We start from the raw sequence: 23,530 nt of genomic DNA, 5'->3' as shown, positions 1-23,530 counted from the left end.
TCCGGTGCCGCCGGCAATCCTGACCAGGCCCGCTCCGCGTCAGGCCCGGGCCGAGGGCCCGCGCGCGGGCGTGCGCCTGGTCGTTGCCGGCGGCCTCCTCGCCGCCGCCACGCTGATCCTCGCCCTCGTGCACATCACGCAGGGCACCTCGAGCGTCGGTGCAGGGGACATCCTCGGCCTGCTGCTCGGGAACGACGACGGCGCCACCGGCGCGGTGGTCGCCGCGAGCCGCGTCCCCCGGCTGGCGGCGGGGCTGCTCGTCGGTGCGGCGCTCGGGGCGGCAGGCGCCGTCATGCAGTCCGTCTCGCGCAACGCCCTCGCCTCCCCCGACACGCTCGCCGTCAACGCGGGCGCGCACCTCGCCGTCGTCGCCGTCGCCGCCCTCGGCCTGCAGGTGCCGCTGCTCGGATCGGTGGGCGTGGCCTTCCTCGGCGGTCTCGGTGCCGCGGCCCTCGTCCTCGCGCTCTCGGGCGCCGGGCAGTCCTCCAGCGTGCGCCTGGTCCTCGCCGGTTCGGCGATCGCGCTCGCGTTCCACGCCCTGACCAGCACCCTCCTGCTGCTGTTCTCGCAGGAGACACGCGGCCTCTTCGCCTGGGGCTCGGGATCCCTGGGTCAGAGCGGACTGGAGAAGTTCGTGCTGCTCGCACCGCTGGCCGGATTCGCCCTGCTCGTGCTGCTCGTGAGATCGCGCTCCCTGGACCTGCTGACCCTCGGCGACGACCAGGCCCGCGTGCTCGGGATCAATGTCCGCGGCACGCAGGTCCTCGCGGTCGTGCTCGCCGTCCTGCTGTCCGCTGCGGCCGTGACGATCGCTGGACCCATCGGCTTCGTGGGCCTCGCAGCCCCCGCCGTCGTGCGCCTCGCGGCCCCCCGGATTCCGGGCCTGCACCGGCACATCGCCCTGATCCCGGCGTCGGCCCTGATGGGCGTCTTCCTCGTGCTCGGCGCGGACGTCCTCCTGCGCGCGGCCATCGGCGCGGAGAGCGCCGTCGAGGTGCCCACCGGTGTGGTGACAACGGTCTTCGGCGCCATCTTCCTCGTGGCCCTCGCGCACCGCATGCGCTCCGACGGCCCCACCCGTGAGGCGCGCGGGGTGTCGCTGCGTACCGCCGGCACGGCGCGCGGCACGGCGGTCCTCGTGGTCCTCGCGGCGCTGCTCGTGATCGTCACGATCGCCGGATTCCTGCTGGGTGACGCGAAGCTCCTCCTCGGCGACATCGTCAACTGGATCTCCGGGCAGGCCGGTCCGGTGGTGTCCAGCGTGATGGACTCGCGTGCGCCACGCGTGGGGGCGGCACTCCTCGCAGGAGCCTCCCTGGCCCTGGCCGGGACGGCGATCCAGGCCGTGACGCGGAACCCGCTCGCCGAGCCGGCGATCATCGGCGTCTCGGGCGGGGCCGGCGTCGGCGCGGTCCTCGTGATCACCGTCGTCCCGCTGGCCGGCTTCTGGACCATCAGTGCGGCTGCCGGCGTCGGTGCCGCGGTGGTCGCCCTGATCGTGTTCGGGCTGTCCTTCCGCGGTGGCATGCAGACCGACCGGCTGGTCCTCATCGGGATCGGCGTCTCGGCGGCGGCGACGGCCGTCATCACGCTGCTGATCGTCCTCACCGATCCGTGGAACGAGTCGAAGGCGCTCACGTGGCTGTCGGGTTCCACCTACGGCCGGTCGCTGCAGCACCTCGTGCCCATGACCGTGGCGCTCGTGGTCGCGCTACCCGTCGTCGCGTCCCTCGCCCGCGCCCAGGACCTGCTGGCGCTCGACGAGGACACCCCGCGCCTGCTCGGCCTGCGGGTGCCGCGGACGCGGGTGGTGCTCCTGGCCGCCGCGGTGCTGCTGACGGCGTCGTCGGTGGCAGGGATCGGGGTGATCGGCTTCGTGGGCCTGGTGGCGCCGCATGCAGCGCGCGCCCTCGTAGGGGGGTCGCACCGGCTCATTCTCCCGACGGCGGTGCTGCTCGGCGCGATCCTGGTGTGCCTGGGCGACCTCATCGGTCGGACGGCGCTCGCCCCGGCGCAGCTGCCCGCGGGGCTCCTGACGGCGCTGCTCGGTGCGCCCTACTTCATCCATCTGCTGTTCCGGAGCCGCCTCGGCCGCTGACGTAAGGAGCGTGGACGGGATGCGGACGGAACCTGTCCGGCACCCGGGTGCCGGTAGTCCACCGTGGGGGCACAATCGGCGCATGACTCTTCGCTGGTACTCCACCGTCATCGAATCCACCGACCATCAGGCCCTTGCGCGCTGGTGGTCCGACGCCCTGGGCTGGGAGGTGATGTTCGAGGACGACGAGGAGGCGGTACTCGTGCCGCCGTGGGCCCGCGAGCTGGGGCCGAAGCTCTCCTTCGAGCAGGTGCCGCCCGGTCTCGTGTTCGTGCGCGTGGACCACGAGAAGAGAGGCAAGAACCGCCTGCACCTCGACTTCGCACCGCACACCAGCGAGGACCGTGACGCCGAGATCGAGCGCCTCATCGCCCTCGGAGCCCGGCGCACGGACATCGGGCAGGGACCCGATGTCAGCTGGGAGGTCCTGGCGGACCCGGACGGCAACGAGTTCTGCGTGCTGTCCTCGAGGGACCAGTAGGACCGGACGAGGACCGGTAGGACGCACAGAGGACAGGAAGCACCGGAAGCCTTCCGGCGCGGTGACTCCTGTCCTCTCGACCGGCAGGCACCCGGGCGAGGTGCCGGATGCCGTCTACAGGTCGACGCGATCCGTCTCGATGACTTCCTTGCGCACCTGGCCGCTGACCACTTCGTCATGGACGCGGGCCTCGCGGCGCACGCGGACGCGCTCGATCGGCACGACCTCCATCTCGACGCGGGGCCGCTCCTCGTACAGGACCACTTCGGTGGTGTCGCCGTTGAAGGCCGTCTCCACGGCGGAGTACAGGCGCCCGCGCTCGGCCTCGGTGAAGGTTCCTTCGCCGTCGTCGTAGAAGGGCTTGCCGTCCTTGACGGGCACGCGCTCGACGACGAGCTCCTCACGGCGGATCTGCACCGTCATGGTGACGTCCTCCGTGACCACGCGCTTGACGAGGCGGACACGCTCGGTCTCGCGGATCTCCGTGCCGACGCGCAGCTGCTCCTCGGAGCGCGTCATGGAGTAGTCGCCCTCGGGGCGGGAGGACTGCGAGCGCGTACGGTCCGTGTCGGCGGCGTTCGTGTCGGCGACGTGCGTGTCGGTGACGCCTGCCCGGTCCGTCACGACGTCGTCCTTCCCTGCCATCAGACCGTAGTAGCGCAGCAGGTGCTGCTCCTCCTCGGGGCTGAGGTGTCCGTCCTGGGACATCTTCGGGGAGTCGTAGACCTTGGCGTGCGAGTAGGGCAGGCGGATGTCCCGGCCCGAGAGCACGGCACCCTGCAGCGGCGCGAACGACTCCGGGTTGCCCATGGTGTGCGTGGCCACCGTGACCCAGCTGGGCTCTCCGGTGGCGTCGTCGACGTAGAGCTGGCCCATGGAGCCGAGGACGGCGCCGTCCTCGCTCAGCACGTTGGCCCCGGCGTTCATCGAATCCTTCATCTGTTCGAGCGTGATCATGATGTCCCTTTCGAGGAGGTTGGCTCTCCTTCACCGTAGGTCTCCCCAGAGGCGATAGCAAGCAGGCTTACTACCCGGATCCCGAATTCTTTCCCGGTGACCCTCGGTGATGCGCCCGGGCGGTCCTATCCTTTCTGCATGCAACTCCAGCGGAGATCCCTTCGGGCGGCGCGCGTCTCCGACGAATCGCACCGCGTCACCACCTTCGAACTCTTCTTCGACCTCGTCTTCGTCTTCGCGTTCACGCAGGTCACCGGCTTCATGGCCCACGAGCACTCCTTCCCCGGAGTGCTGCAGGGCATGATCATCCTGGGCCTGCTCTGGTGGTCCTGGGTGTCCTACTCCTGGCTCGGGAACCAGACGCACGTGGACGAGGGCATCATGCGCCTCGGCCTGTCCGCCGTCATGGTCGCCATGTTCATCGCGGCGCTCGCCATTCCCGAGGCGTTCACCGATCTCGAGGGTGGTCTCAGCGGCCCGCTCGTCCTGGCCCTGGCCTATCTCACCGTGCGCGTACTGCACCTGGTGCTGTACTTCTACGCGGCGATGGACGACAAGCCGCTCCAGCGGCAGGTCATCAAGACGTCGGTGGCGATGTTCGCGGGGTCCACGCTCATCATCGTCGGCGCTGTGATCGGCGGACCGGCGCAGACCTGGTTCTGGCTCGGCGGGCTCGTGATCGACATCGCCCTGACCTACCTGACCTCCTCGGGCGGGAACTGGCGCGTGCATTCCGCCGCGCACTGGACCGAGCGCCACGGACTCGTCGTCATTCTGGCGCTCGGCGAGTCGATCGTGGCCATCGGCGTCGGCGCCTCACAGGAGCCCGTGAGCGTCCCGATCCTCCTCGGAGCGGTATTCGGGATCGCCCTGTCCGTGTGCCTGTGGTGGCTGCACTTCGACGTCACGGCGATCGGGGCCGAGCACCGGTTCGCCGCCCTGCAGGGTCAGGAGCGGACCTCGGCCGCCGTCGACGGTTATACCTACCTGCACCTGCCGCTCGTGGCCGGGATCATCCTCTCCGCCTTCGGAGTGGAGGACGTCCTGGCGTATATCTACAAGACCGAGGACTTCGGCCTCCTGGGATCCTTCGCGCTCTTCGGCGGCGCCGCCCTGTTCCTCCTCGGCAGTTCTGCGTTCTGGCGCAGGATCGGTGGCGGCTGGAAGAAGTGGCGCCTCGGCGGGGCGGCGGCGCTCCTCCTGCTCATGCCCGTGGGTGCCCAGCTGGCACCCCTGGGAGCCCTCGCCCTCGCGGCCGGGATGGCCGCGCTGCTCGTGGCTGCCGAGAGCCTGCTGTACGCGGAGGCCAGGACGTCGATCCGCGAGGGTCACCTCGACGGCCCGCACTGAACCGGCGATCGCCCCTAGGCGTCGTGCCGCAGGGCGTAGGCGGAACTGGGCAGGGAGTCGATGTTCCAGTCGGCGTGCGACGCCGGGTGGTCGGACGGCGCGTCCGTGCGGATGATCCGCAGGAGGTACCGAAGCAGCAGGGTCGTGAGGACGATGGCCAGAAGGATCAGGAGGAGGTTCATGCATCGATCCTCATCCTCTCCGCCAGCGAAAAAGAGTGGCAGAAACGACCCATAACGCTCAAAAACTGCCATACTGCTGGCATGCTCACCAAGGTCGCCGTGATCGTGCTCCCGGACCTCTCCATCTTCGAGTTCGGGGTGGTCTGCGAGGTGTTCGGCGTGGACCGCTCGTCGCTCGGCGTGGGCCTCCCCGCCTTCGACTTCCGCGTCTGCACGCCCGCTCCGGGCATGGTGCGGACGTCATCGGGCGTCTCCCTGCAGGTGGATGGCGACCTCACGGGCGTCGACGACGCCGACCTCGTCGTCATGGCTCCCTACTCGGCGGACACCGTGATTCCCAAGGCCGTCCTGGAGGCCCTCCAGGCCGCCGACCGGCGGGGTGCGCAGATCTTCTCGGTGTGTTCGGGCGCCTTCGCCCTCGCGGAGGCCGGGCTGCTGGACGGACGCTCCGCGACGACCCACTGGCGGTACACCAGGAGCCTTGCCGACGCCTATCCCGGCACCCGCGTGGACGAGAACGTGCTCTACGTGGAGGACGGCAACATCCTCACGAGCGCCGGTACGGCCTCGGGCATCGATGCGAGCCTGCACCTCGTGCGGCGGGAGTTCGGCCCACGGGCCGCGACGGCGATCGCCCGTGGGATGGTGGTACCCCCGCACCGCGACGGCGGGCAGGCCCAGTTCATCGAGCGGCCCGTCCCCACCGGCTGCGGGGCGTCGATGGAGGAGCTGCTGGTGTGGCTCGCCGACCACCTGGACCAGGACATCTCCGTGTCGACGCTCGCCCAGCGCCTGCACATGAGCGAACGGACCTTCGCCCGCCGGTTCCGCGCCGAGACGGGCACCACGCCGGCCGCCTGGCTCACCGGGCAGCGCCTCCTGCGGGCCCAGTCGCTGCTCGAGGAGACGCGGCTGACCGTCGACGCCGTCGCCCGGGCCTCCGGCTTCGGCCAGGCGGTGCTGCTCCGCCACCACTTCCAGAAGGCCCTCGGCGTGAGCCCCGCCGCGTACCGCCGCACCTTCCGCGGATCCGACAAGGGCTGCGACCTCGACCTGCACGACCTCGAGGAGCAGTTCGGCGGGCACCCCCTCAGCCGGTGAGCGCCCGGATGACGAGGAACACCACCGGCAGGTAGAGCACCCCGGCCACGGTCTGCAGCGTGATCATCGAGGCCATGAGCCGCGCGTCCCCGCCGAGTGCCCGCGCCATCACATAGGCCGACGACGCCGTGGGCAGGGACAGGAACAGGATCACCGTTGCCGCGGGCTCCCCCGTGAGGCCGAGTAGCAGGCATCCCGCGATCCCGAGACCCGGCAGCACCGTGAACTTCACCGCCGTCGCCAGCAGGACCGCGCCCACGTTGCGGCCCATGCTCCGCAGGTCCAGCGCCGCGCCCACGCACAGGAGTCCGAGCGGCAGCGACGCCGTTCCGAGGGCCCGCACGAACTCGGCGGCGCCCGGCGGCAGCCCGATCCCCGTGATGTTCAGCATGATCCCGATCACGCAGCCGAGGATCAGCGGGTTGGTGGCGATGCTCCGGACGGTACCGGCCATCGTCAGCGGTTCCGCCCCGTAGCGCGCGAAGGCGAGGGTGCAGAGGACGTTGACGAGCGGCACGAGGATGGTGTTCGCGATCGCGGCGAGGGCCACGCCGTCGGCCCCGAAGAGGGCGAGGGCGATCGAGAGGCCGAGGTAGTTGTTGAAGCGGATGCTGCCCTGCACCACCGAGGTGAAGGCGGGTCCGTCGAGATCCAGCCATCGCTGCGCGACCGCGAGCCCGAGCGCCGTCAGGACGACCGGTCCGGCGAGGATCGGCGCCATCAGGGCGATCGGCAGACCCGCGAGATCCGCCGTCGCGGTGCCGCTGATGAACAGCGCCGGCAGGAGGAGGAAGTAGCAGAGCCGCTCGGCCGGGGGCCAGAAGGCCGGCGCCAGGAAGCTGCGCGCACGGAGGACATGGCCGAGGGCGATCAGGCCGATCACCGGACCGAGCGCCACGAAGGTCTGCAGGATCACCGGGTCACGCCCGAGGGCTGGGCCGGACCGGTCACCAGCCCTGTGCCGTGAGCCAGTCGGCGGCCAGGCGGCTCCACTGCTCGGCGGCGCCGGCCCCGGTCGCCAGCCCTAGTCCGTGCTCGCCCTCGGCGAAGACGTGCAGGGCGTGCGGGACGGCGTGCGCTGCGAGCGCCTGGCCGAGCAGGTACGCGTGCTCCACAGGGACGGCCTCGTCCTCGGCGGTGTGCCAGACGAAGAACGGCGGGGCATCGCCGGTCACCAGGCGGTTCAGCGATGTCTCCGCGCGGAGGCGGCCGCCGGCGTCGGGCCCGACCAGCTCGTCCTGCGAGCCCCGGTGGGTCGCGAGTTCCATCGAGACCACGGGATAGCAGAGGACGGCGGCGTCCACGCGCTCGCCGCCCTCGGCGGAGGCCGTGAGGGCCGCGTGTCCGGCGAGGTGCCCGCCGGCCGAGAACCCGAGGAGCGCGAGGCGCTCCACGCCGGCGGCGCGGGCGCGGCGGATCTCCTCGCGGACGGCGTCCAGCGGGCCGGGATGCCGGGTCTGGACGGGATAGTAGAAGACGCTCGCCGAGAAGCCCAGCGAGCGCAGCCGTTCGGCGATGACCTCGCTCTCGGTGTCGGACAGCATGCCGTAGCCGCCTCCGGGCAGGACGATGACGTGGGAAGACTCCATGCCCCCACCGTACTGGTCAGCACGCGGCGCCACTCCCGCCGACGGGCGTTGACGGCGCCCCTGCGGTCGGCGTCGGCATCCGGGAGCCACCAGCGGCATCCTCATGCACGAAGGGGTACGAACGATGAAAGCCCCTGGCCGGAGGGCCAGGGGCTTTCGGTACGTCCGGAGGTGCTGTCAGCCCTCGCACTCGGTGCAGTACTTGTCGCCGTTCTTCTCGCGCGCAAGCTGGCTGCGGTGGTGAACCAGGAAGCAGGACATGCAGGTGAACTCGTCCTCCTGCTGCGGGATGACCTGGATCAGAAGTTCCTCGTGGGAGAGGTCGGCCCCGGGAAGGTCGATGCCTTCGGCGGTTTCACCGTCCTCGACATCGATCAGCGCGGTCTGCGTGGTCGCGCTGCGCTGAGCCTGGATGGCCTCGAGGGACTCGTTGGCTGGCTGGTCTTCCGGACGGACGCGTGGTTCGTCGTAGTCGGTTGCCATGGGGGTAGATCTCCTTCTGTGGGCGGGAATACGCCCAGATGCCACTCTCAACCTCGGAAGAGGCGGAAGTATTCCATATACCGGGTGCACATTACCCGGTGCGGCTGGGACTTTTCTCCATGGATCGCGCTTCGAGATCCACGCCACATCAAGTGACGCCACAGCCTCGGCGTGATACACACATCCCGGACGTGCCGTCGTCGTAGGGTTGGACGCGACCCCCTCCCCTCCCGTCCCAGGAGCTTCCATGGCCATGGCACTCGATCTCAGCGGCAAGACGGCATTCGTCACCGGATCCACGCAGGGTATCGGCCTCGCGATCGCGGTGGGCCTCGCCCGCGCCGGCGCCCGCGTGGGGGTGAACGGGCGGAGCACCCGCAGCGTCGCGCGCGCCATCGAGACCATCCGCCGGGACGTGCCGGAGGCCGACCTCGTCGCGGTCGCCGCCGATGTCACCACCGACGACGGCGTCGCCGGGGCACTCGGCGTCCTGCCCGCCGTGGACATCCTCGTCAACAACCTCGGGATCTTCGGCGCGCAGCCGGCCCTCGAGATCGACGACGCCGAATGGCGCCGCTACTTCGAGGTCAACGTGCTCACCGCCATCCGCCTCACGCGTTCCTACCTGCCGGGCATGATCCGGGCCGGCTGGGGCCGCATCCAGTACATCGCGAGCGATTCCGCCGTCGCCATCCCCGCGGAGATGATCCACTACGGCGTCTCCAAGACGGCACTGCTCGGCGTCTCGCGCGGCTTCGCGAAGGAGGCCAAGGGCACCGGCGTCACCGTCAACTCGGTCATCGCGGGCCCCACCCACACGGGCGGCGTGGAGGACTTCGTGTACCAGCTCGTCGACAAGGACCTCGAGTGGGAGGACGCGCAGCGGCAGTTCATGAAGGACCACCGCCCGCAGTCGCTGCTGGAGCGCCTGATCGAGCCGCAGGAGATCGCCAACATGGTCACGTACCTCGCCTCCCCGCTCGCCTCGGCGACCACGGGCGCGGCGGTACGCGTGGACGGCGGGTACGTGGACGCCATCCTCCCGTGACCCGCACCCGGACCCGAGCCCTCACCCCGAACGGCCCGCTCGAGGCGGGCCCGATGGCCGCGATCCTCGCGAACCATGCCATCCCGGGCTGCGAGGTCTCCGGCACGGGCTCGTCAGGCCGCTCGCACACGCGGATGCTGGCGACGCCGGGCGGTCCGCGCCGCATCACGGTCACCATCGGGCCCGACGACGTCGAACTCACGGCGGACACGGACGACGACGCCGCGTTCGCGCACCTCGTGCGCACCACGCGCGCCTGGCTGGACCTCGACACGGACGTGACCGCCGTCGCCCGTGCATTCGACGGCGACCCGCTCCTCGGCCCCCTCGTCCGCCGGCGCCCGGGACTTCGCGCCGTCGGGTACCCGGACGCCTTCGAGGCCGCGATCATGACGGTCCTCGGACAGCAGGTGTCCGTGGCCGCGGGGGCCACCTTCGGCGGACGGCTCGCGGCGGCCTACGGCACGCCGTCGGACACCGGACTCACACTGTTCCCCACGCCGCAGGCCATTGCCGACGCTCCGCACGAGGAACTGCGGGCCGCCGTCGGCGTGACCCGCACGCGAGCCGCGACGGTGCAGAACGTCGCGCGCGCCGTCGTCGACGGCCTGTCCCTCGACCCCGCCGGCGACCACGCCGCGGTGCGGAGGGACCTGCTGGCCATCCCGGGGATCGGCCCGTGGTCCGCCGACTACCTAGCCGTCCGCGTGCTGCACGACCCCGACGCCTTCACACCGGGCGACCTCGTGGCGCGGCGCGCGATGGGCAACCCGAGCATCCGGGACGCCGATCGCCGTTCGGAGGCGTGGCGCCCCTACCGCGCGTACGCCCTGTTCCATCTCTGGACCGCGGCCACCTACACGGGGGCCTAGGCCGGAGGGATCAGGCCGGGATCTTCCGGTCGCTGCGCAGCGCGATCTCCAGTTCGAAGCGCACCTTCGGGTCCTTCAGGTCCTCGCCGAACAGCTCGCGCAGCTGCAGGACCCGGTAGCCGACCGTCTGCGCGTGGATGCCGAGCTCCTCGGCGATCGGGGCACGCTGGCCCCAGTGCCGCAGCCAGGCCAGCAGCGTCTCCTCGAGCTTCTCGCGCTGGCTGTCGGGCAGGTCCGCCAGCGGCGCGAGCCTCCGACGGGCCAGCTCCCCGACGGCCGAGGGTTCGGCCGCGAGGACCACCTCTGTCATGTGATCGTCCGCCCAGACCGGAGGGTCTCCCGCGCCCTCGCGCGGTGGCAGCATGGAGGCGGCCAGAACCGCGAGGCGCAGCGACTGGGCCACGTGTTCGATCCCGCCTGCCGGTCCGATGGCCGCGCCCCTGCCCGTGAGCACGCGGTCGAGGTCGGCCCGCTGCCGCGGCCCCCGCCCGGGCACGAGGGCGACGGCGTCGGTCTCGCGCTCGATGACGATCGCTCCCGGTCCGAGCTGCAGCCGGAGCCCCTGTGCGCGATCCAGCGGCAGGGTCACCACGGCCACCCGCGCGGGCACAGCCCAGTCCGCGAGCGACGCCGCCTGCCGCAGCGCCGTCTCGTCCGCCCGGCCGAGCAGCAGCAGCTCCAGCAATTCGGCGCGGCGCCGGTCCACGGCCCCGGCGCGTTCGGACTGCTCGAACGCGTACGCCTCGGCGCTCACGGCGGAGAGTTCGTCGATGTAGGCCATGATCGACTCCCCGAGGTCCACGACGACGGCGGGGCCGAGGCCCTCCTCCATGGAGCGGCGCGACATCTCCCGGAACGTGACCCGTGCGCCCATCCGGTAGGCGCCGAGCAGTGCATCCATGCTGCGTCCCTGCCGGACCTCGCCGCGGCCGAGACCCGCGACCAGCTGGCGGCTCTGCTCCGACAGCGCGGGCAGGCTGGTGCCCGGCAGTTCGAGGAACCGCTCGAGCGCGGCAGCCACTCCCCGGCGCAGGCCGCGCCCGAAGTTCCCCTCGATGGGCCGGGCGTACGCAGGGACCAGCTGCGGCACCGCCTCGATGATGGCCTCGACGAGGTCCGCGGTGAGGGGCCTCAGGCGGTCGCTGACCTCCGGGGGGAGTGCGAGCCACGGCGGTTCCGGCGGCGGCGCCGCCAGCATCTCGTCGGAACTCACGAAACCAACCCCAATCTATTTCGTCAAGATAATTCTTCTCCGTCAACTCTACGCCCCGAGCGCACTGTTTTATCCGGGGAGGCTATATCGTTGGTTCAATGATCCGGTTCTCGAAGTTGGCGCGCGTGACCGCGGCGCTGACCACCCCGCTGACGGCGGAAGACTTCATGGCGCTCTTCAATCCCGTCTACTCCTCGCGCCAGCTGCGCGGCGTCGTGACGCGCGTGGTGCACGAGACCGAGGATTCCGCCACCATCTATTTCCGCCCCGGGAACGGCTGGCACGCGCATCAGGCCGGCCAGTGGGCGCGGATCGGCGTCGAGCTCGACGGCGTCCGGCAGTGGCGCTCCTACTCCCTGAGCAACGCCGCAGGGCACGACCCCGCCATCACCGTCAAGGACGCAGGAGCCGTGTCCCACGTGCTGGTCCGCGACACGAAGCCCGGCGACGTCCTGTTCCTCGCCCCGCCCCAGGGTGACTTCGTGCTCCCCGAGCACCCGCGCTCCCTGCTCATGCTCACCGCCGGCAGCGGCATCACGCCGGTCATGTCCATGATCCGCACGCTCATCCCGCGCAGGCCGGACGCCGACGTGGTGCTCATCAACTCCAACAGCACGCCGGAGAAGAGCGTGTTCCGCGAGGAGCTGGACGAACTCGCCGACCAGTTCCCCAACCTCACCGTCCGCCACTGGTTCACGAGCACCCGCGGCCGACTGGAGTTCAAGGCCAAGGCCATCGCGGAACTCTGCCCCGACTGGCGCTCGCGGGCCGCCTACGCCTGCGGGCCCGAAGGGTTCCTCAACGACGCCGAGGACCTGTGGGAGCGCGAGGCCGCCCTCGAGCGCTCGCGCACCGTGCCGGACGTCACCGCCGGAGCCGGGGCTGAGGCCTCCCGCACGGGCACGCTCACGATCGAGCGGTTCAGCACCGACCTGACGGCAGGAGCCGGGCACGACGGCGGCCTCGTCACCTTCGAGCAGTCCGACCGAGAGGTGCAGGCCGACGGCGACACCCCGCTGCTGGACATCGGCGAGGACGCCGGCGTCCTCATGCCGAGCGGGTGCCGCATGGGCATCTGCCACAGCTGCCTCGTCCCGCTCCGTGCCGGCCAGGTCCGGGACCTTCGCAGCGGCGAACTGCACAACACCCCCGGACAGCTCATCCAGACCTGCGTCTCGGCGGCCGCCGGGCCCGTGAACCTCGACCTGTAGACCCCCCCACAGAAGGAGCACCCTATGACCACCACGCTCACCCGCCCGGGCGCCCTTGCGGCGTCGGGCCACCCCCTGGTCCGCCCCGACGCCGCCAAGCACCTCACGGACGAGCAGGTCGAGGAACTCGGCCGCGAGCTCGACGCCGTCCGCGACGAGATCCTCGCCAAGCGAGGAGCCACGGACGCCGCCTACATCCGCCGTGTCATCAAGCTGCAGCGCTCCCTCGAGTTCGCCGGCCGCGGCACCCTGCTGTTCAGCAAGTACAAGCCCGCCTGGTTCGCCGGCACCGCCATGCTGAGCGTCGCGAAGATCCTCGAGAACATGGAGATCGGGCACAACGTGCTGCACGGCCAGTGGGACTGGATGCGCGACCCGGACATCCACTCCACCACCTGGGAGTGGGACTTCGTCACCCCGGCGCGTTCCTGGCAGCACACCCACAACGACCTGCACCACCGCTGGACCAACGTCATCGGCAAGGACCGGGACATCGGATACAACCTGCTCCGCATGGACCCCGACCAGCCGTGGAAGCCGTTCAACCTCGGCAACCCGCTGTACAACGCGATCCTGGCGCCGGTCTTCGAGTGGGGCATCGCGCTGTACGACCTCGAGATCCCCGAGTTCAAGGAGGGTCTGAAGTCCAAGGCGGACATGAGCCGCGACCTCAAGGCCGTGGGTGTCAAGGTGGTCAAGCAGTTCTCGAAGGACTACGCCGCAACCCCCGCCGTCGCCATGCTGACCGGTTCCGGCAAGCAGGCCCTCTACGGCACGCTCGCCGCCAACGCCATCCGCAACTTCTGGGCCCACGCCGTCATCTTCTGCGGCCACTTCCCCGACGGCACGGACACGTTCACGGAGGAGGAGGTGGACGGCGAGACCCGCGGGGACTGGTACGTCCGCCAGATGATCGGCTCTGCGAACATCTCGGGCTCGAAGCTCATGCACTTCATGACGGGCAACCTGTCCCACCAGATCGAGCACCACTGCTTCCCCGACCTGCCGTCCAACCGGTACGCCGAGGTGGCGGTCAAGGTCCGCGAGATCTGCACCCGCTACGGGCTGCCCTACACCACGGGCCCCCTGCCCAAGCAGGTCGGGTCCACCTGGGCGAAGATCTTCAAGCTCGCGCTGCCCAACCGCAAGCCGAAGGCAGCCACCGCGTAAGGCTCAGCACGCACGAAGGCGCCGTCGTCCCTTTCGGGGCGGCGGCGCCTTCGCATTCCTCGGCCGGGAGGACAGGAACGTCCGGTCGGACTTCTTGCGACAGCAATCCCTGTCCTCTCGACCCGATGACGGGCGCAGGCCCGGTCAGACGGCGGCGTCCTGCTCCGCGAGGATGGCGTCCACCTGCCCGAGGGCGCCCTTCAGCCCCTCCTCCATACCCATCTCCACCATCTGGTTGAGCTGTTCGAGCGACTCGAACCCGGTGACCAGCGTCATGCGGGTCCGGCCGCCGAGGTCCTCGAGCGTGACGACGGCGTGCGTCTCGCCGAGCTCGTCCATGGGTTCGCGGTCCTCGTTCGCGAAGCCGTCGTCGAACGTGAGGCGCGTGGGCGCGTCGATGGCGGTGATGCGCCACCAGCCGTGCGCCTTCTCGCCGTCGGGCCCCGTCATGTAGTACTCCGCACGTCCACCGGGCACGAAGTCGTAGGTGTCGAACGTCGCGGGCCACGTGGGCGGGCCCCACCACCGCTCGAGCTGCCGCGGGTCCTCCCAGATCCGCCAGACGCGCTTCACATCGGCGTCGAACTCGGCGACGAGCCGGAAATTCAGCTCCTGAGTATCCTTCTGCGCACTGATGACCGCCATGATGCTGCCTTCCTAGTTGCGATCCTCGTCTTCGGCGAGGATGTCCTCGATCCGGGCGACCCGTTGCCGCCAGATCCTCTCGTAATCGTCGAGCAGGCGGCGCGCCCTCTGCACGCCCTCCACCTCTCCCCGCACGATCTGCTCCCGTCCGCGCTTCTCCTTCGTGACGAGCGAGGCCCGCTCGAGCACGGCGACATGCTTCTGCACGGCGGCGAAGCTCATGTCGTACTGCTCGGCGAGGCCGGATACCGAGTACTCGGCGACGAGGACCCGCGCCACGATGTCCCTCCGTGTCGCGTCGGCGAGCGCCTGGAAAAGGCGGTCCACCTCGTCCTCCTGCAGCTGATCTACAACCATGTGGTTGTACGTTACGCCCGGTGCCGGTGTCCGTCAAGACCCCGGACGAGGAGTGTCGGACGCCCGCGTCGCACGGGCAGGAACGACCGCGGACAGCATGCGCGGGCGGCCATCCGTGCCCTCCCCCCACCGCCGGACAGCAGGACGGTGGCGTGACACCCGTTATGGCGGGTGCTCCGGGACCCTGCAAGACTGGGCGCATGACCCGCGGAATCTATGTGAGCGCCATGACCAACGGCTCCGGCAAGGCCCTGATCTCCCTGGGGCTGGCCGACATGCTGCACCGGCACGCCGACCGCGTGGGCTTCTTCCGGCCCATCGTCGAGGGCAGCGACCCCGCCGCCGATCCGATGGTGGGCCTCATGCGGCGCTCCTTCAACCTCCCCGAGAGCCGCGCCCGTGGGGGCCTCACCCGCGCCGAGGCCCGCGCGCTCCTCGTCACCGGCGACCGCGCCGAGATCGACGCCCGCTGCGTCGCCATCTACAGCGAGATCGCCGCGGAGTGCGACGTCGTGATCGTGGAGGGCACGGACCTCTCGGGCAACGACGCCGCCGTCGAGTTCGACCTCAACGCGCGCCTCGCCAACAACCTCGGCGCCATGGTGCTCGCCGTCGTCAGTGCCAAGGGCATGTCCGTGGACGAGGCGGCGGACGCCGTGGACGTCGCCCGCCGCGAGCTCGACGCCGCCAAGGTGTCCCTCCTCGCCATGATGGTCAACCGGGCGGCCGACGACGCCGTCACAGCCATCAGCGAGCACGTGCGCCCCGGGAAGTCGGGCCGACCCGTGTATGTGATCCCCGAGCTCGCCGAGGTCTCCCAGCCCACCGTCTCGGAGGTGTCCGCGGAGCTCGGCGCGCGGCAGATTGCCGGCAACTCCAACCTCGAGCGCGACGTCACGAGCATCCGGGTGGCCGCCATGAACGTGGGCAACTTCCTGCACCTGCTCAAGGACGGCGCCCTCGTGATCGTGCCCGGCGACCGCGCCGACGTGCACGTGGCCACCCTCGCGTCGTCGTTCTCCCCCGAGTTCCCGGTGCCATCGGCCATGTTCCTCACCGGCGGGCTCGCCCCCGAACCGAGCATCCTCGCCCTCCTGGCACAGGCGCCGTTCCCCGTCTTCGCGCTCGACGACGACACCTACACCGCCGCCCGGCGCGTCAGCGAGGTGCGGGGTGAGATCGCGAGCGGGCTGCGCCGCAAGGCGGCCTCCGCCCTCGGCGCCTGGTCGCGGCGGGTGGACGAGAACGAGCTCCTGGAGCGCCTCGAACTCCCGCGGCCGGTCAGCATGACCCCGCTGCGCTTCCTGCACGAGCTGATCCAGCGGGCACGGGCCGAGCGCCGGCACATCGTGCTCCCGGAGGGCGAGGACGTCCGGGTGCTGAAGGCCGCCGAGATCCTGCACCGCCGCGACGTCTGCGACCTGACGGTCCTCGGGCCCGAGGCCCGGGTGCGTGAGCTCGCGTCGGGGCAGGGCATCGACCTCACGGGCATCACGCTGATCGACCCGGCCACCTCCGAGCTGCGCGACGAGTTCGCGGCCGAGTACGCCCGGCTCCGCGCGCACAAGAACGTCTCGCTCGATCAGGCCCGCGAGCGCATGCTCGAAGGGGCATACTTCGGGACGATGATGGTGCAGCTCGGGAGGGTGGACGGCATGGTCTCGGGCGCGGCGCACACCACCGCGAACACCATTCGGCCGGCGCTCGAGTTCGTGAAGACGAAGGACGGCGCGAAGATCGTCTCCTCGGTGTTCCTCATGCTCCTGCAGGACCGCGTGCTGGTGTACGGGGACTGCGCGGTGAACCCGGACCCCGACGACGAGCAGCTCGCGGACATCGCAGTGGCCTCGGCGGAGACGGCCGCGCAGTTCGGGGTGGAACCACGCATCGCGATGCTCTCCTACTCCACGGGCGAGTCGGGCTCCGGTGGCGCTGTGGACGAGGTGCGCCGGGCCACGGAACTCGTGCGCAGGCAGCGACCGGACCTCGCGGTCGAGGGGCCCATCCAGTACGACGCCGCCGTCGACGCCTCGGTCGCCGCCTCCAAGCTCCCCGGCTCCACGGTGGCCGGTCAGGCGACGGTGTTCATCTTCCCGGACCTCAATACCGGCAACAACACCTACAAGGCGGTCCAGCAGTCCGCCGGGGCCGTCGCCGTCGGCCCCGTCCTCCAGGGGCTGCGCAAGCCCGTGAACGACCTCTCGCGCGGCTGCACCGTGGAGGACATCGTCAACACGGTGGCCATCACCGCGGTCCAGGCCCAGCAGCCCGCCTCCTGACCTGACCTCCCGCCCTACACGACAGGACCCCATGATCATCCTCGTCATCAATTCCGGCTCATCCTCGCTCAAGTACCAGGTCCGCGAGGGCGACGACGTCCTGGCCGAGGGGCTCGTGGAGCGCATCGGCGAGGCCGAGGTGCCCGACCACGCGGCCGCCCTCGACCGCGTGGACGGCGAGGTGGCCGCGGCGCTCGGCGACCGCGGGATCGACGCCGTCGGGCACCGCGTGGTGCACGGCGGCGAGCGGTTCAGCGAGCCCGTGCTGATCGACAACGAGATCACGCGGGCCATCGAGCGCCTGAACCCGCTCGCCCCCCTCCACAATCCCGCCGCCGTGACGGGCATCCGCGCCATCACGCACAAGTGGCCGGACCTGCCGCAGGTGGCCGTCTTCGACACCGCCTTCCACCGCACCCTGCCCGAGCACGCCTGGCGGTACGCCGTCCCCGACGAGCTCTACCGGAAGTTCGGGATCCGCCGCTACGGCTTCCACGGCACCTCGCACGCCTACGTGGCCCGTGGCGCCGCGGAACTCCTCGGCGCGGACACGTTCACGGGAGTGATCGCGCACCTCGGCAACGGCGCCTCGGTCACGGCCGTGCGCGACGGCGAGAGCGTCGACACGTCCATGGGCTTCACGCCCCTCGAGGGCCTGGTCATGGGGACGCGGTCGGGCGACATCGATCCGAGCATCCTGCTGTTCCTGCTGCGCGAGGGGTACACGGAGGAGGACCTCGACACGCTGCTGAACCGCAACAGCGGGCTGAAGGGCCTTACCGGCACGAACGACATGCGTTCCGTCGAGGAGGCCGCGGACGGCGGTGACCACCGGGCCGCACTCGCCCTCGACGTGGCCTCCTACCGGCTGGCGAAGTACGTGGGCGGCTACCACGTGGCCGTCGGCGGGGCGCAGGCCCTCGTCTTCACCGCGGGTATCGGCGAGAACGCCGCGGCCTTCCGCAGCGCCGTCGTCACCAGGCTCGGCGCCCTGGGCCTGGCGCTCGACGACGAGAAGAACGCGCAGCGCAGCAAGGAGGCCCGCGTCATCAGCACCGAGGCGTCCGCCTTCCCCGTCCTCGTGATACCGACCGACGAGGAGGCGGCGATCGCCGAGGCGACGGCCGCCGTCGTCGCCGGGTCCTAGCCGTGCCGGGAGACGCCCGCCTCGCCGGCATGCCTGCGTCCGGTGCCGTACCGTCGGGCGCACCGGCCGGTCACACCCGCTAGGGGAGATGTGCGGGAGGCTGGCCCTGGATCGTCTCCCAGGACCAGTTCGAGACGAGACCGGTTACCCCGAGCTCGCGCAGCCGCCGGTTCCCGAGCAGGCTGTCGTCGAAGCGCGCGCCGCCGCACCACGCACCCACGCGGGGCGGGCGGCCCGCGAGGCGGGTGAGCCGATGCACGACGTCGGTCACCTCGGAGGTCACCGTGGCGGGCGTGATGTCCTCCGCCATGCGGTGGGTCAGCGTATGGAAACCCAGCGGGTGCTTCCGTGCCAGCCGGATCAGCTCGTCGTCGCTCAGGGTGCCGGCGCGGTCGTCCTCGACCTCGACGGCGATGGGCAGGATCACGACGCGGAGACCGAGCCGTTCGCAGATCGGCACGATCATCTCCGCCGCGTCCCTGTACCCGTCGAACAGGAGGACGACGACCCGCGGGGGGAGCTCCTCGTCCCGGTCGGGTTCGAGGAGCCCCCGAAGCCTCGCCAGCTTGTTCAGCCGTCCGTCCACGGCCTCGAGGTGGTCCGGTGCGACGTCGTGGAAGTTCAGGGTCACCAGCGGGATCGCCCGGAGCTCGTCCTGCGACCATCCGGCGCCCTCACTCTCGAGCAGGAGTTCCCCGAGGACGCTCTGCAGGACGTACGCCTCGTACGTGAACGGTGCGGGTCGCCGGAGCGCCTCCGGAAGCCCCTCGAGGATGCCCGGGATCAGTGCGGACGGGTCCGCTCCGGCCGCGACGGCGGCGTCGTCGAGCAGCACCACCGGCGCTCCCCCGGGTTGCTCACCCTGATCGAGGATGTAGCTCTCGAGCTCGTCGGCGCTCTGGTCCGTGGTCATCGCATCGTCGCGGTCGTCGCGGTCGTCGCGGTCACGGACGCTCGCCGAGGACGAGCCGGGCGGTATGGCGGCCGGGCTCGCGGTACAGCGGCAGCAGCCCGGCAGCGACGGCGTCGACGGCGTCGCGGTCCAGCCACGCCGGCCCGCCGAGCCGCTGGACGGCGTCGGCCGTCAGGACCACTTCCCGCCACCCGTCCCCCTCGGGCCGCCGGCCTACACGGGCCAGATCGTCCCGGCCGCCGCCGGTCAGTCTCCGCACCCCCGCCTCGCCGATCCGGCCATAGGCCACCGTCTCCACCTCGGTCCCGGGCACCACGACCTTGACCGCCCGCGCCCCGCCCTCGCCGCCCTCGATCGATCCGGGGGGAGTCAGGTCGGCGACGAGCACCTCGAGACCGTGCTCGGCCATGATCGCCGACGGATCGGCCGTGGGGCTGGTCGGCAGATCGCCGAAACGTACGGTGGACCGGCGGGAGAACACCGTCGCGTCCAGGCGGGTCCATACCGCCGCCTGCTGCTCCGTACCGGCGGTCAGCCAGCCGACGGTCGCGTCGAGGACGCGCGCCTCCTCGGCGGCCGGGTCCACGACCGCCAGCGCGTCGTCCAGGTAGTCCTGCGGTGCGATGCCGCGGACGGCGGCCAGGGGGCCGTGCATGAACGCCTTGCGGGCCCGCGCCGACGCGAACTCGAGCACGGCCTTGCGCAGCGCCACGTCCCGGTCCGGGTGCGCGGCCTCGCCGCAGGCCGTGGCGACCACGAGATCGTCGCCGGGTGCGTGGCCGACGACGTACAGGTCGGGTACGCCGCGGTCGATCGACGCGATCTTGACCATCACGTCCACCCCGGCAGCGCGGAGGGCTCCGAGCGCCCGGCGGGTCTCGGCGTCCCCGTCGTCGGGGCCGAGTTCGATGACGGCACCGCGGTCGAGCGCCCGGAAGGTCAGACCGTTGCCGTCGCGCTGGAGGATCTCGAGGACACCGTGGACGACGGCCTGCCGCAGGCTCGTCCCCGCGCCCATCCCGTTGGCCACCGGCATCAGCAGTCGCTCACCCGTATCGCGCTCACCCAGCTCCGAGGGGCTGCTCGCGACGAGATCGACCGGCACGAGCACGGCCTGCCCGTCGAGCTCGAGGGTCGGCGCGCCGCGGGGGTCGCGGTCGTCCGTGCCACGGGTGGCGAGGGCGCGCCGCATCGGCACCCAGGTCAGCACCATGTCCTCCGAATAGGGGGAACCCGCCGGCAGTCCGAGTGTCCGCGGGTCGGCGACTCCCGCCGCACCGTGGCGACGCCGGAGCTCACTGTAGGACGCCGTCGTCCGCTCCAGCCGTCTGAACGCCAGGAGGGAGAAGGCACTCTCGACCGTCTCACCCAGAGCACCGACGCGCGCCTGTGCCGCCGACGGGCCGTACCCGACGCCGCCCAGAGCCACCCCCGGACCCCGCCACCAGGTGGCCCACGTCGGGACGCCGGTCCGGTCGAGGCCGTCGATGGCGAACTGGGCGCGCAGCCCCGGCAGCGCTGCCTCATAGGCTTCCGCGGCTGCCGTCAGCGCTTCCCCCGCCGACGGCGACGTGCTGCTCCTGTGCATCATGCACCCAGTAGAGCACACCACCGGCAGGCGCCCTCCGGGCAGGTGACATCATCCACCGCTGCCCTGCGTGGCCCCGCCGCAGGGCAGCGCTCGGGCAGACTGGGGCCATGACGACCCTGCGCATCACCCTCCTGTTCGTGCTGGCCGCCGGAGCGGAGATCGGCGGGGCGTGGCTGATCTGGCAGGCCGTCCGCGAGGGAAGGCCGTGGTGGTGGGCAGGGCTCGGCGTCATGGCGCTCGGTGCCTACGGTTTCGTGGCGACGCTGCAGCCGGATGCGAACTTCGGGCGGATCCTCGCCGCGTACGGCGGGGTCTTCGTGGCGGGATCGCTGGCGTGGGGGATGCTCGTGGACGGCTTCCGGCCCGACCGCTGGGACGTCATCGGCTCATCGGTCTGTCTGGTCGGTGTCGCGCTGATCATGTTCGTGCCGCGCCCGGCGGCGTAGCCGGCAGCGGCCTACGCCGCTCCCAGCAGCCGCGCGACCCCCGCCGCGAGCGCGCCGACCGCGACGACGACGAGGAACGGCGCCCGCAGCCACAGCGCGACCGCCGCGGCGGCCAGGGCGACGACCCGGGCATCGACGACGAGCACCTGTCCCGTGGCGAACGTGTTGACGGCCGTCAGCGCGGCGAGCAGGCCGATGGTCAGCGACCCGGCGACGCGGAGCATCCTGGGGTTGTCGAGCAGCTTCGCGGGCACGAGGAAACCTGCGAACTTCGTGGCGACCGACACCGCGCACGCCAGCAGGATCCAGCCCCAGAGGCTCATGCGTCGCCCCGTACCGGGCCGGGGACCCCGGAGGGGTAGGGGTCGACGTCGGGCTCCAGGCCCTCGGTGGCCGGACCGAGGCCCGCGAGGCCCAGGGTCGCGGCCACCACCGCCGCGATGAGGATCGGGACGCCCGGCGGTACGAGCGGGACGGCGACGAGCGTCACGACGGCGCACACGACGGCGATCGCGGCGGGCTCCTTCGCCCGGATCCGCGGCCAGAGCAGCCCGAGGAAGGCGGCGACGGCGGCGCCGTCGAGCCCCCAGCGGGCCGGATCGCCCATGGCGTTGCCCGCGAGCGCGCCGACGAGCGTGAAGAGGTTCCAGAGCACGAACACGCCGAGCCCGGCGGCCCAGAACCCGCGGCGCTGCTCGTCCGGGTCGGTCTGGCCCGTCGCGGTCGCCACGGACTCGTCGATGGTGAGGTGCGCGGCCGGCAGCTTCCGCCAGCCGGACGGGCGCAGCAGCACGTTGATCTGCATCCCGTAGACGCCGTTGCGGATGCCGAGCAGGGCGGCTGCGGACATCGCGGAGATGCCGCTGCCGCCTCCGGCGATCACACCGATGAACGCGAACTGGGATCCCCCGCTGAACAGCAGGAGGCTGAGGGCCATGGTCTGGAGGAGATCGAGCCCCGCGGTGACGGACAGGGCGCCGAAGGACAGCCCGTACAGTCCTGTGGCGATCGCGACGGAGAGGGCGATGCGCACCGCCGGAGACTGGAGAAGCGCCACATGTCAAGGGTAGGCGAGGCGGGCGCAGCTTCCCATCTGTGACGAACCGGTGAATAGTAGGAAAGGAAAGCCTACTTACTACCCGGAGGAGAACACCATGAAGGCAGTGACATGGCAGGGCAAGCGCAACGTCAGCGTGGAGAACGTCCCGGATCCCAAGATCCAGGACCCCACGGACGCGATCGTCCGCATCACCTCGACCGCCATCTGCGGTTCGGACCTGCACCTGTACGAGGTCCTCGGCCCGTACATGCACAAGGGCGACATCCTCGGGCACGAGCCGATGGGCATCGTCGAGGAGGTCGGCGCCGGAGTGACCAACCTGAAGGTCGGCGACAGGGTCGTCATCCCCTTCAACATCTCCTGCGGTTTCTGCTTCATGTGCACCCGCGGCCTGCAGTCGCAGTGCGAGACCACGCAGGTCCACGCGAAGGGATCGGGAGCTTCGCTGTTCGGTTTCTCGGAGCTGTACGGGTCCGTCCCGGGCGGCCAGGCCGAGTACCTCCGCGTGCCGTACGCCGACTACGGTCCCGTGAAGGTGGGTCACGAACTTCCCGATGAGCGCTACCTCTACCTCTCGGACATCCTGCCCACGGCCTGGCAGGGCGTGGATTACGCGGACGTCCCCGAGGGCGGCGTCCTCGCGGTCTACGGCCTCGGACCGGTGGGCCAGTTCGCCGCGCGGATCGGCAAGTACCTCGGCCACCGCGTCATCGCCGTCGAACCCGTGCCGGAACGCCGTGACATGGCCAAGCGCCACGGCATCGAGACCATCGACTTCACGAAGGACACGGCCGAGGAACTCCGCAGCATGACGAACGGCCGCGGTCCGGACTCGATCGTCGACGCTGTCGGCATGGAGGCGCACGGCTCACCCGTCGGCGCCTTCGCGCAGAACGCCCTCGGCATCCTGCCGGACAAGGTCGCGCAGAAGGTCATGGAGACCGGCGGCAGCGACCGCGTGGCGGTCCTCCACTCGGCGATGGACGCCGTCCGTCGCGGCGGCACGGTCTCCCTCAGCGGCGTCTACGGGGGATCCGCAACGCCCATGCCGCTGATGAGCATGTTCGACAAGCAGGTCCAGTTCCGCATGGGCCAGTGCAATGTGCGCCGCTGGACCGACGAACTGCTGCCGATCGTCGAGGAGCCCTCGGACCCGCTGGGCGTCACGGACCTCATGACGCACGAGGTCTCGATCGACGAGGCTCCGGCCGCCTACAGGAACTTCCAGAAGAAGACGGACGGCACCATCAAGGTGGTACTGAAGCCGCAGGGCGTCACGGCCTAGCCGGCACCCCGGCTCCGACGACCGACCTCACCGGTGACCCGGGTTGCTCCCG

General features: G+C 71.0%; 24 protein-coding genes. 12 read left to right on the top strand and 12 right to left on the bottom strand.

The genetic code is table 11. The features are described 5' to 3' along the window. The first annotated feature begins 4 nt into the window (after positions 1 to 4). Positions 5 to 2,098: an iron ABC transporter permease gene (locus CI785_RS12130; protein ID WP_205753621.1), complete on the top strand. Its 2,094-nt coding sequence runs from the start codon at positions 5 to 7 to the stop codon at positions 2,096 to 2,098. Positions 2,099 to 2,180: 82 nt separating this feature from the next. Beyond that, a complete protein-coding gene (locus CI785_RS12125) occupies positions 2,181 to 2,579 on the top strand; it encodes a VOC family protein (RefSeq protein ID WP_105032350.1) in 399 nt (132 codons plus the stop codon). Positions 2,580 to 2,693: 114 nt separating this feature from the next. On the opposite strand, the gene CI785_RS12120 is transcribed toward CI785_RS12125, so the two are convergent. Continuing rightward, the gene (locus CI785_RS12120) at positions 2,694 to 3,536 is read right to left on the bottom strand and encodes a YsnF/AvaK domain-containing protein (protein WP_105032349.1); all 843 of its coding nucleotides are present in this window, start codon (positions 3,534 to 3,536) and stop codon (positions 2,694 to 2,696) included. A gap of 138 nt (positions 3,537 to 3,674) precedes the next feature. On the opposite strand from CI785_RS12120, the gene CI785_RS12115 reads away from it, so the two are divergent. After that, a complete protein-coding gene (locus CI785_RS12115; RefSeq protein WP_105032348.1) occupies positions 3,675 to 4,886 on the top strand; it encodes a low temperature requirement protein A in 1,212 nt (403 codons plus the stop codon). Positions 4,887 to 4,900: 14 nt separating this feature from the next. Here the strand turns inward: CI785_RS12115 and CI785_RS17130 are convergent, their stop codons facing one another. Then, entirely contained in the window at positions 4,901 to 5,068 is a 168-nt protein-coding gene (locus CI785_RS17130) for a hypothetical protein (protein WP_157940250.1), read from the bottom strand. Positions 5,069 to 5,149: 81 nt separating this feature from the next. On the opposite strand from CI785_RS17130, the gene CI785_RS12110 reads away from it, so the two are divergent. After that, the gene (locus tag CI785_RS12110) at positions 5,150 to 6,169 is read left to right on the top strand and encodes a GlxA family transcriptional regulator (RefSeq protein ID WP_105032347.1); all 1,020 of its coding nucleotides are present in this window, start codon (positions 5,150 to 5,152) and stop codon (positions 6,167 to 6,169) included. Here CI785_RS12110 and CI785_RS12105 read toward each other — a convergent pair. The 3 genes from CI785_RS12105 to CI785_RS12095 form a co-directional block, all read right to left on the bottom strand. Then, a complete protein-coding gene (locus CI785_RS12105; RefSeq protein ID WP_105032346.1) occupies positions 6,159 to 7,085 on the bottom strand; it encodes an AEC family transporter in 927 nt (308 codons plus the stop codon). The two genes, CI785_RS12110 and CI785_RS12105, sit on opposite strands and share 11 nt — an antisense overlap. A gap of 31 nt (positions 7,086 to 7,116) precedes the next feature. Further along, positions 7,117 to 7,758, bottom strand: a complete 642-nt coding sequence (locus tag CI785_RS12100) for an alpha/beta hydrolase (protein ID WP_105032345.1) — start codon at positions 7,756 to 7,758, stop codon at positions 7,117 to 7,119. Positions 7,759 to 7,935: 177 nt separating this feature from the next. Further along, on the bottom strand, positions 7,936 to 8,241 hold the full coding sequence (locus tag CI785_RS12095) for a DUF4193 domain-containing protein (RefSeq protein ID WP_104048589.1): 306 nt from the start codon (positions 8,239 to 8,241) through the stop codon (positions 7,936 to 7,938). 253 nt (positions 8,242 to 8,494) lie between these two features. Between CI785_RS12095 and CI785_RS12090 the strand changes: the two genes are divergently transcribed. Together CI785_RS12090 and CI785_RS12085 are read left to right on the top strand one after the other, a co-directional pair. Continuing rightward, on the top strand, positions 8,495 to 9,289 hold the full coding sequence (locus tag CI785_RS12090) for an SDR family NAD(P)-dependent oxidoreductase (RefSeq protein WP_105032666.1): 795 nt from the start codon (positions 8,495 to 8,497) through the stop codon (positions 9,287 to 9,289). Further along, positions 9,286 to 10,161, top strand: coding sequence for a DNA-3-methyladenine glycosylase family protein (locus tag CI785_RS12085; protein ID WP_240615174.1), 876 nt, complete (start codon positions 9,286 to 9,288; stop codon positions 10,159 to 10,161). The genes CI785_RS12090 and CI785_RS12085 overlap by 4 nt, the downstream gene beginning before the upstream one ends. Positions 10,162 to 10,171: 10 nt before the next feature. On the opposite strand, the gene CI785_RS12080 is transcribed toward CI785_RS12085, so the two are convergent. After that, the gene (locus tag CI785_RS12080) at positions 10,172 to 11,374 is read right to left on the bottom strand and encodes a PucR-like N-terminal domain-containing protein (protein ID WP_338064906.1); all 1,203 of its coding nucleotides are present in this window, start codon (positions 11,372 to 11,374) and stop codon (positions 10,172 to 10,174) included. Between the two features lie 98 nt (positions 11,375 to 11,472). Between CI785_RS12080 and CI785_RS12075 the strand changes: the two genes are divergently transcribed. Further along, positions 11,473 to 12,585, top strand: a complete 1,113-nt coding sequence (locus CI785_RS12075; protein WP_105032344.1) for a ferredoxin reductase — start codon at positions 11,473 to 11,475, stop codon at positions 12,583 to 12,585. Between the two features lie 24 nt (positions 12,586 to 12,609). Continuing rightward, positions 12,610 to 13,755 carry a fatty acid desaturase family protein gene (locus tag CI785_RS12070; RefSeq protein WP_105032343.1) on the top strand — a complete coding sequence of 382 codons (1,146 nt, stop codon included), beginning with the start codon at positions 12,610 to 12,612 and terminating at the stop codon, positions 13,753 to 13,755. 144 nt (positions 13,756 to 13,899) lie between these two features. Here CI785_RS12070 and CI785_RS12065 read toward each other — a convergent pair whose 3' ends face one another. Continuing rightward, a complete protein-coding gene (locus CI785_RS12065) occupies positions 13,900 to 14,400 on the bottom strand; it encodes an SRPBCC family protein (RefSeq protein ID WP_105032342.1) in 501 nt (166 codons plus the stop codon). A gap of 12 nt (positions 14,401 to 14,412) precedes the next feature. Further along, positions 14,413 to 14,757: an ArsR/SmtB family transcription factor gene (locus CI785_RS12060; RefSeq protein ID WP_105032341.1), complete on the bottom strand. Its 345-nt coding sequence runs from the start codon at positions 14,755 to 14,757 to the stop codon at positions 14,413 to 14,415. A 200-nt stretch (positions 14,758 to 14,957) separates the two neighbouring features. On the opposite strand from CI785_RS12060, the gene pta reads away from it, so the two are divergent. Both pta and CI785_RS12050 read left to right on the top strand, forming a co-directional pair. Next, positions 14,958 to 17,036 (top strand): phosphate acetyltransferase, encoded by a 2,079-nt coding sequence (pta, locus tag CI785_RS12055; protein WP_105032340.1) that lies wholly within the window; start codon positions 14,958 to 14,960, stop codon positions 17,034 to 17,036. 31 nt (positions 17,037 to 17,067) lie between these two features. After that, entirely contained in the window at positions 17,068 to 18,183 is a 1,116-nt protein-coding gene (locus CI785_RS12050; RefSeq protein ID WP_105032339.1) for an acetate/propionate family kinase, read from the top strand. A 79-nt stretch (positions 18,184 to 18,262) separates the two neighbouring features. On the opposite strand, the gene CI785_RS12045 is transcribed toward CI785_RS12050, so the two are convergent. Both CI785_RS12045 and CI785_RS12040 read right to left on the bottom strand, forming a co-directional pair. Further along, the gene (locus CI785_RS12045; RefSeq protein ID WP_105032338.1) at positions 18,263 to 19,096 is read right to left on the bottom strand and encodes a polysaccharide deacetylase family protein; all 834 of its coding nucleotides are present in this window, start codon (positions 19,094 to 19,096) and stop codon (positions 18,263 to 18,265) included. 31 nt (positions 19,097 to 19,127) lie between these two features. After that, entirely contained in the window at positions 19,128 to 20,687 is a 1,560-nt protein-coding gene (locus tag CI785_RS12040; protein WP_105032337.1) for a YcaO-like family protein, read from the bottom strand. A gap of 107 nt (positions 20,688 to 20,794) precedes the next feature. Here CI785_RS12040 and CI785_RS12035 point away from each other — a divergent pair, with 107 nt between their 5' ends. Further along, positions 20,795 to 21,133 (top strand): YnfA family protein, encoded by a 339-nt coding sequence (locus CI785_RS12035; RefSeq protein WP_105032336.1) that lies wholly within the window; start codon positions 20,795 to 20,797, stop codon positions 21,131 to 21,133. 11 nt (positions 21,134 to 21,144) lie between these two features. On the opposite strand, the gene CI785_RS12030 is transcribed toward CI785_RS12035, so the two are convergent. Beyond that, positions 21,145 to 21,456: an AzlD domain-containing protein gene (locus tag CI785_RS12030; protein ID WP_105032335.1), complete on the bottom strand. Its 312-nt coding sequence runs from the start codon at positions 21,454 to 21,456 to the stop codon at positions 21,145 to 21,147. Beyond that, on the bottom strand, positions 21,453 to 22,190 hold the full coding sequence (locus CI785_RS12025; protein WP_105032334.1) for an AzlC family ABC transporter permease: 738 nt from the start codon (positions 22,188 to 22,190) through the stop codon (positions 21,453 to 21,455). Before CI785_RS12025 ends, CI785_RS12030 begins: the two co-directional genes overlap by 4 nt. Positions 22,191 to 22,287: 97 nt before the next feature. Here CI785_RS12025 and CI785_RS12020 point away from each other — a divergent pair, with 97 nt between their 5' ends. Continuing rightward, positions 22,288 to 23,478, top strand: coding sequence for a zinc-dependent alcohol dehydrogenase (locus tag CI785_RS12020; RefSeq protein WP_105032333.1), 1,191 nt, complete (start codon positions 22,288 to 22,290; stop codon positions 23,476 to 23,478). The last annotated feature ends 52 nt before the right edge of the window (positions 23,479 to 23,530 follow it).

The organism is Arthrobacter ruber (assembly GCF_002954225.1).
In the GTDB taxonomy this organism is placed as follows: domain Bacteria; phylum Actinomycetota; class Actinomycetes; order Actinomycetales; family Micrococcaceae; genus Arthrobacter_D; species Arthrobacter_D ruber.
Note: the sequence above shows the minus strand (reverse complement) of the source record. Positions and strands in the feature narration are given on the sequence as shown.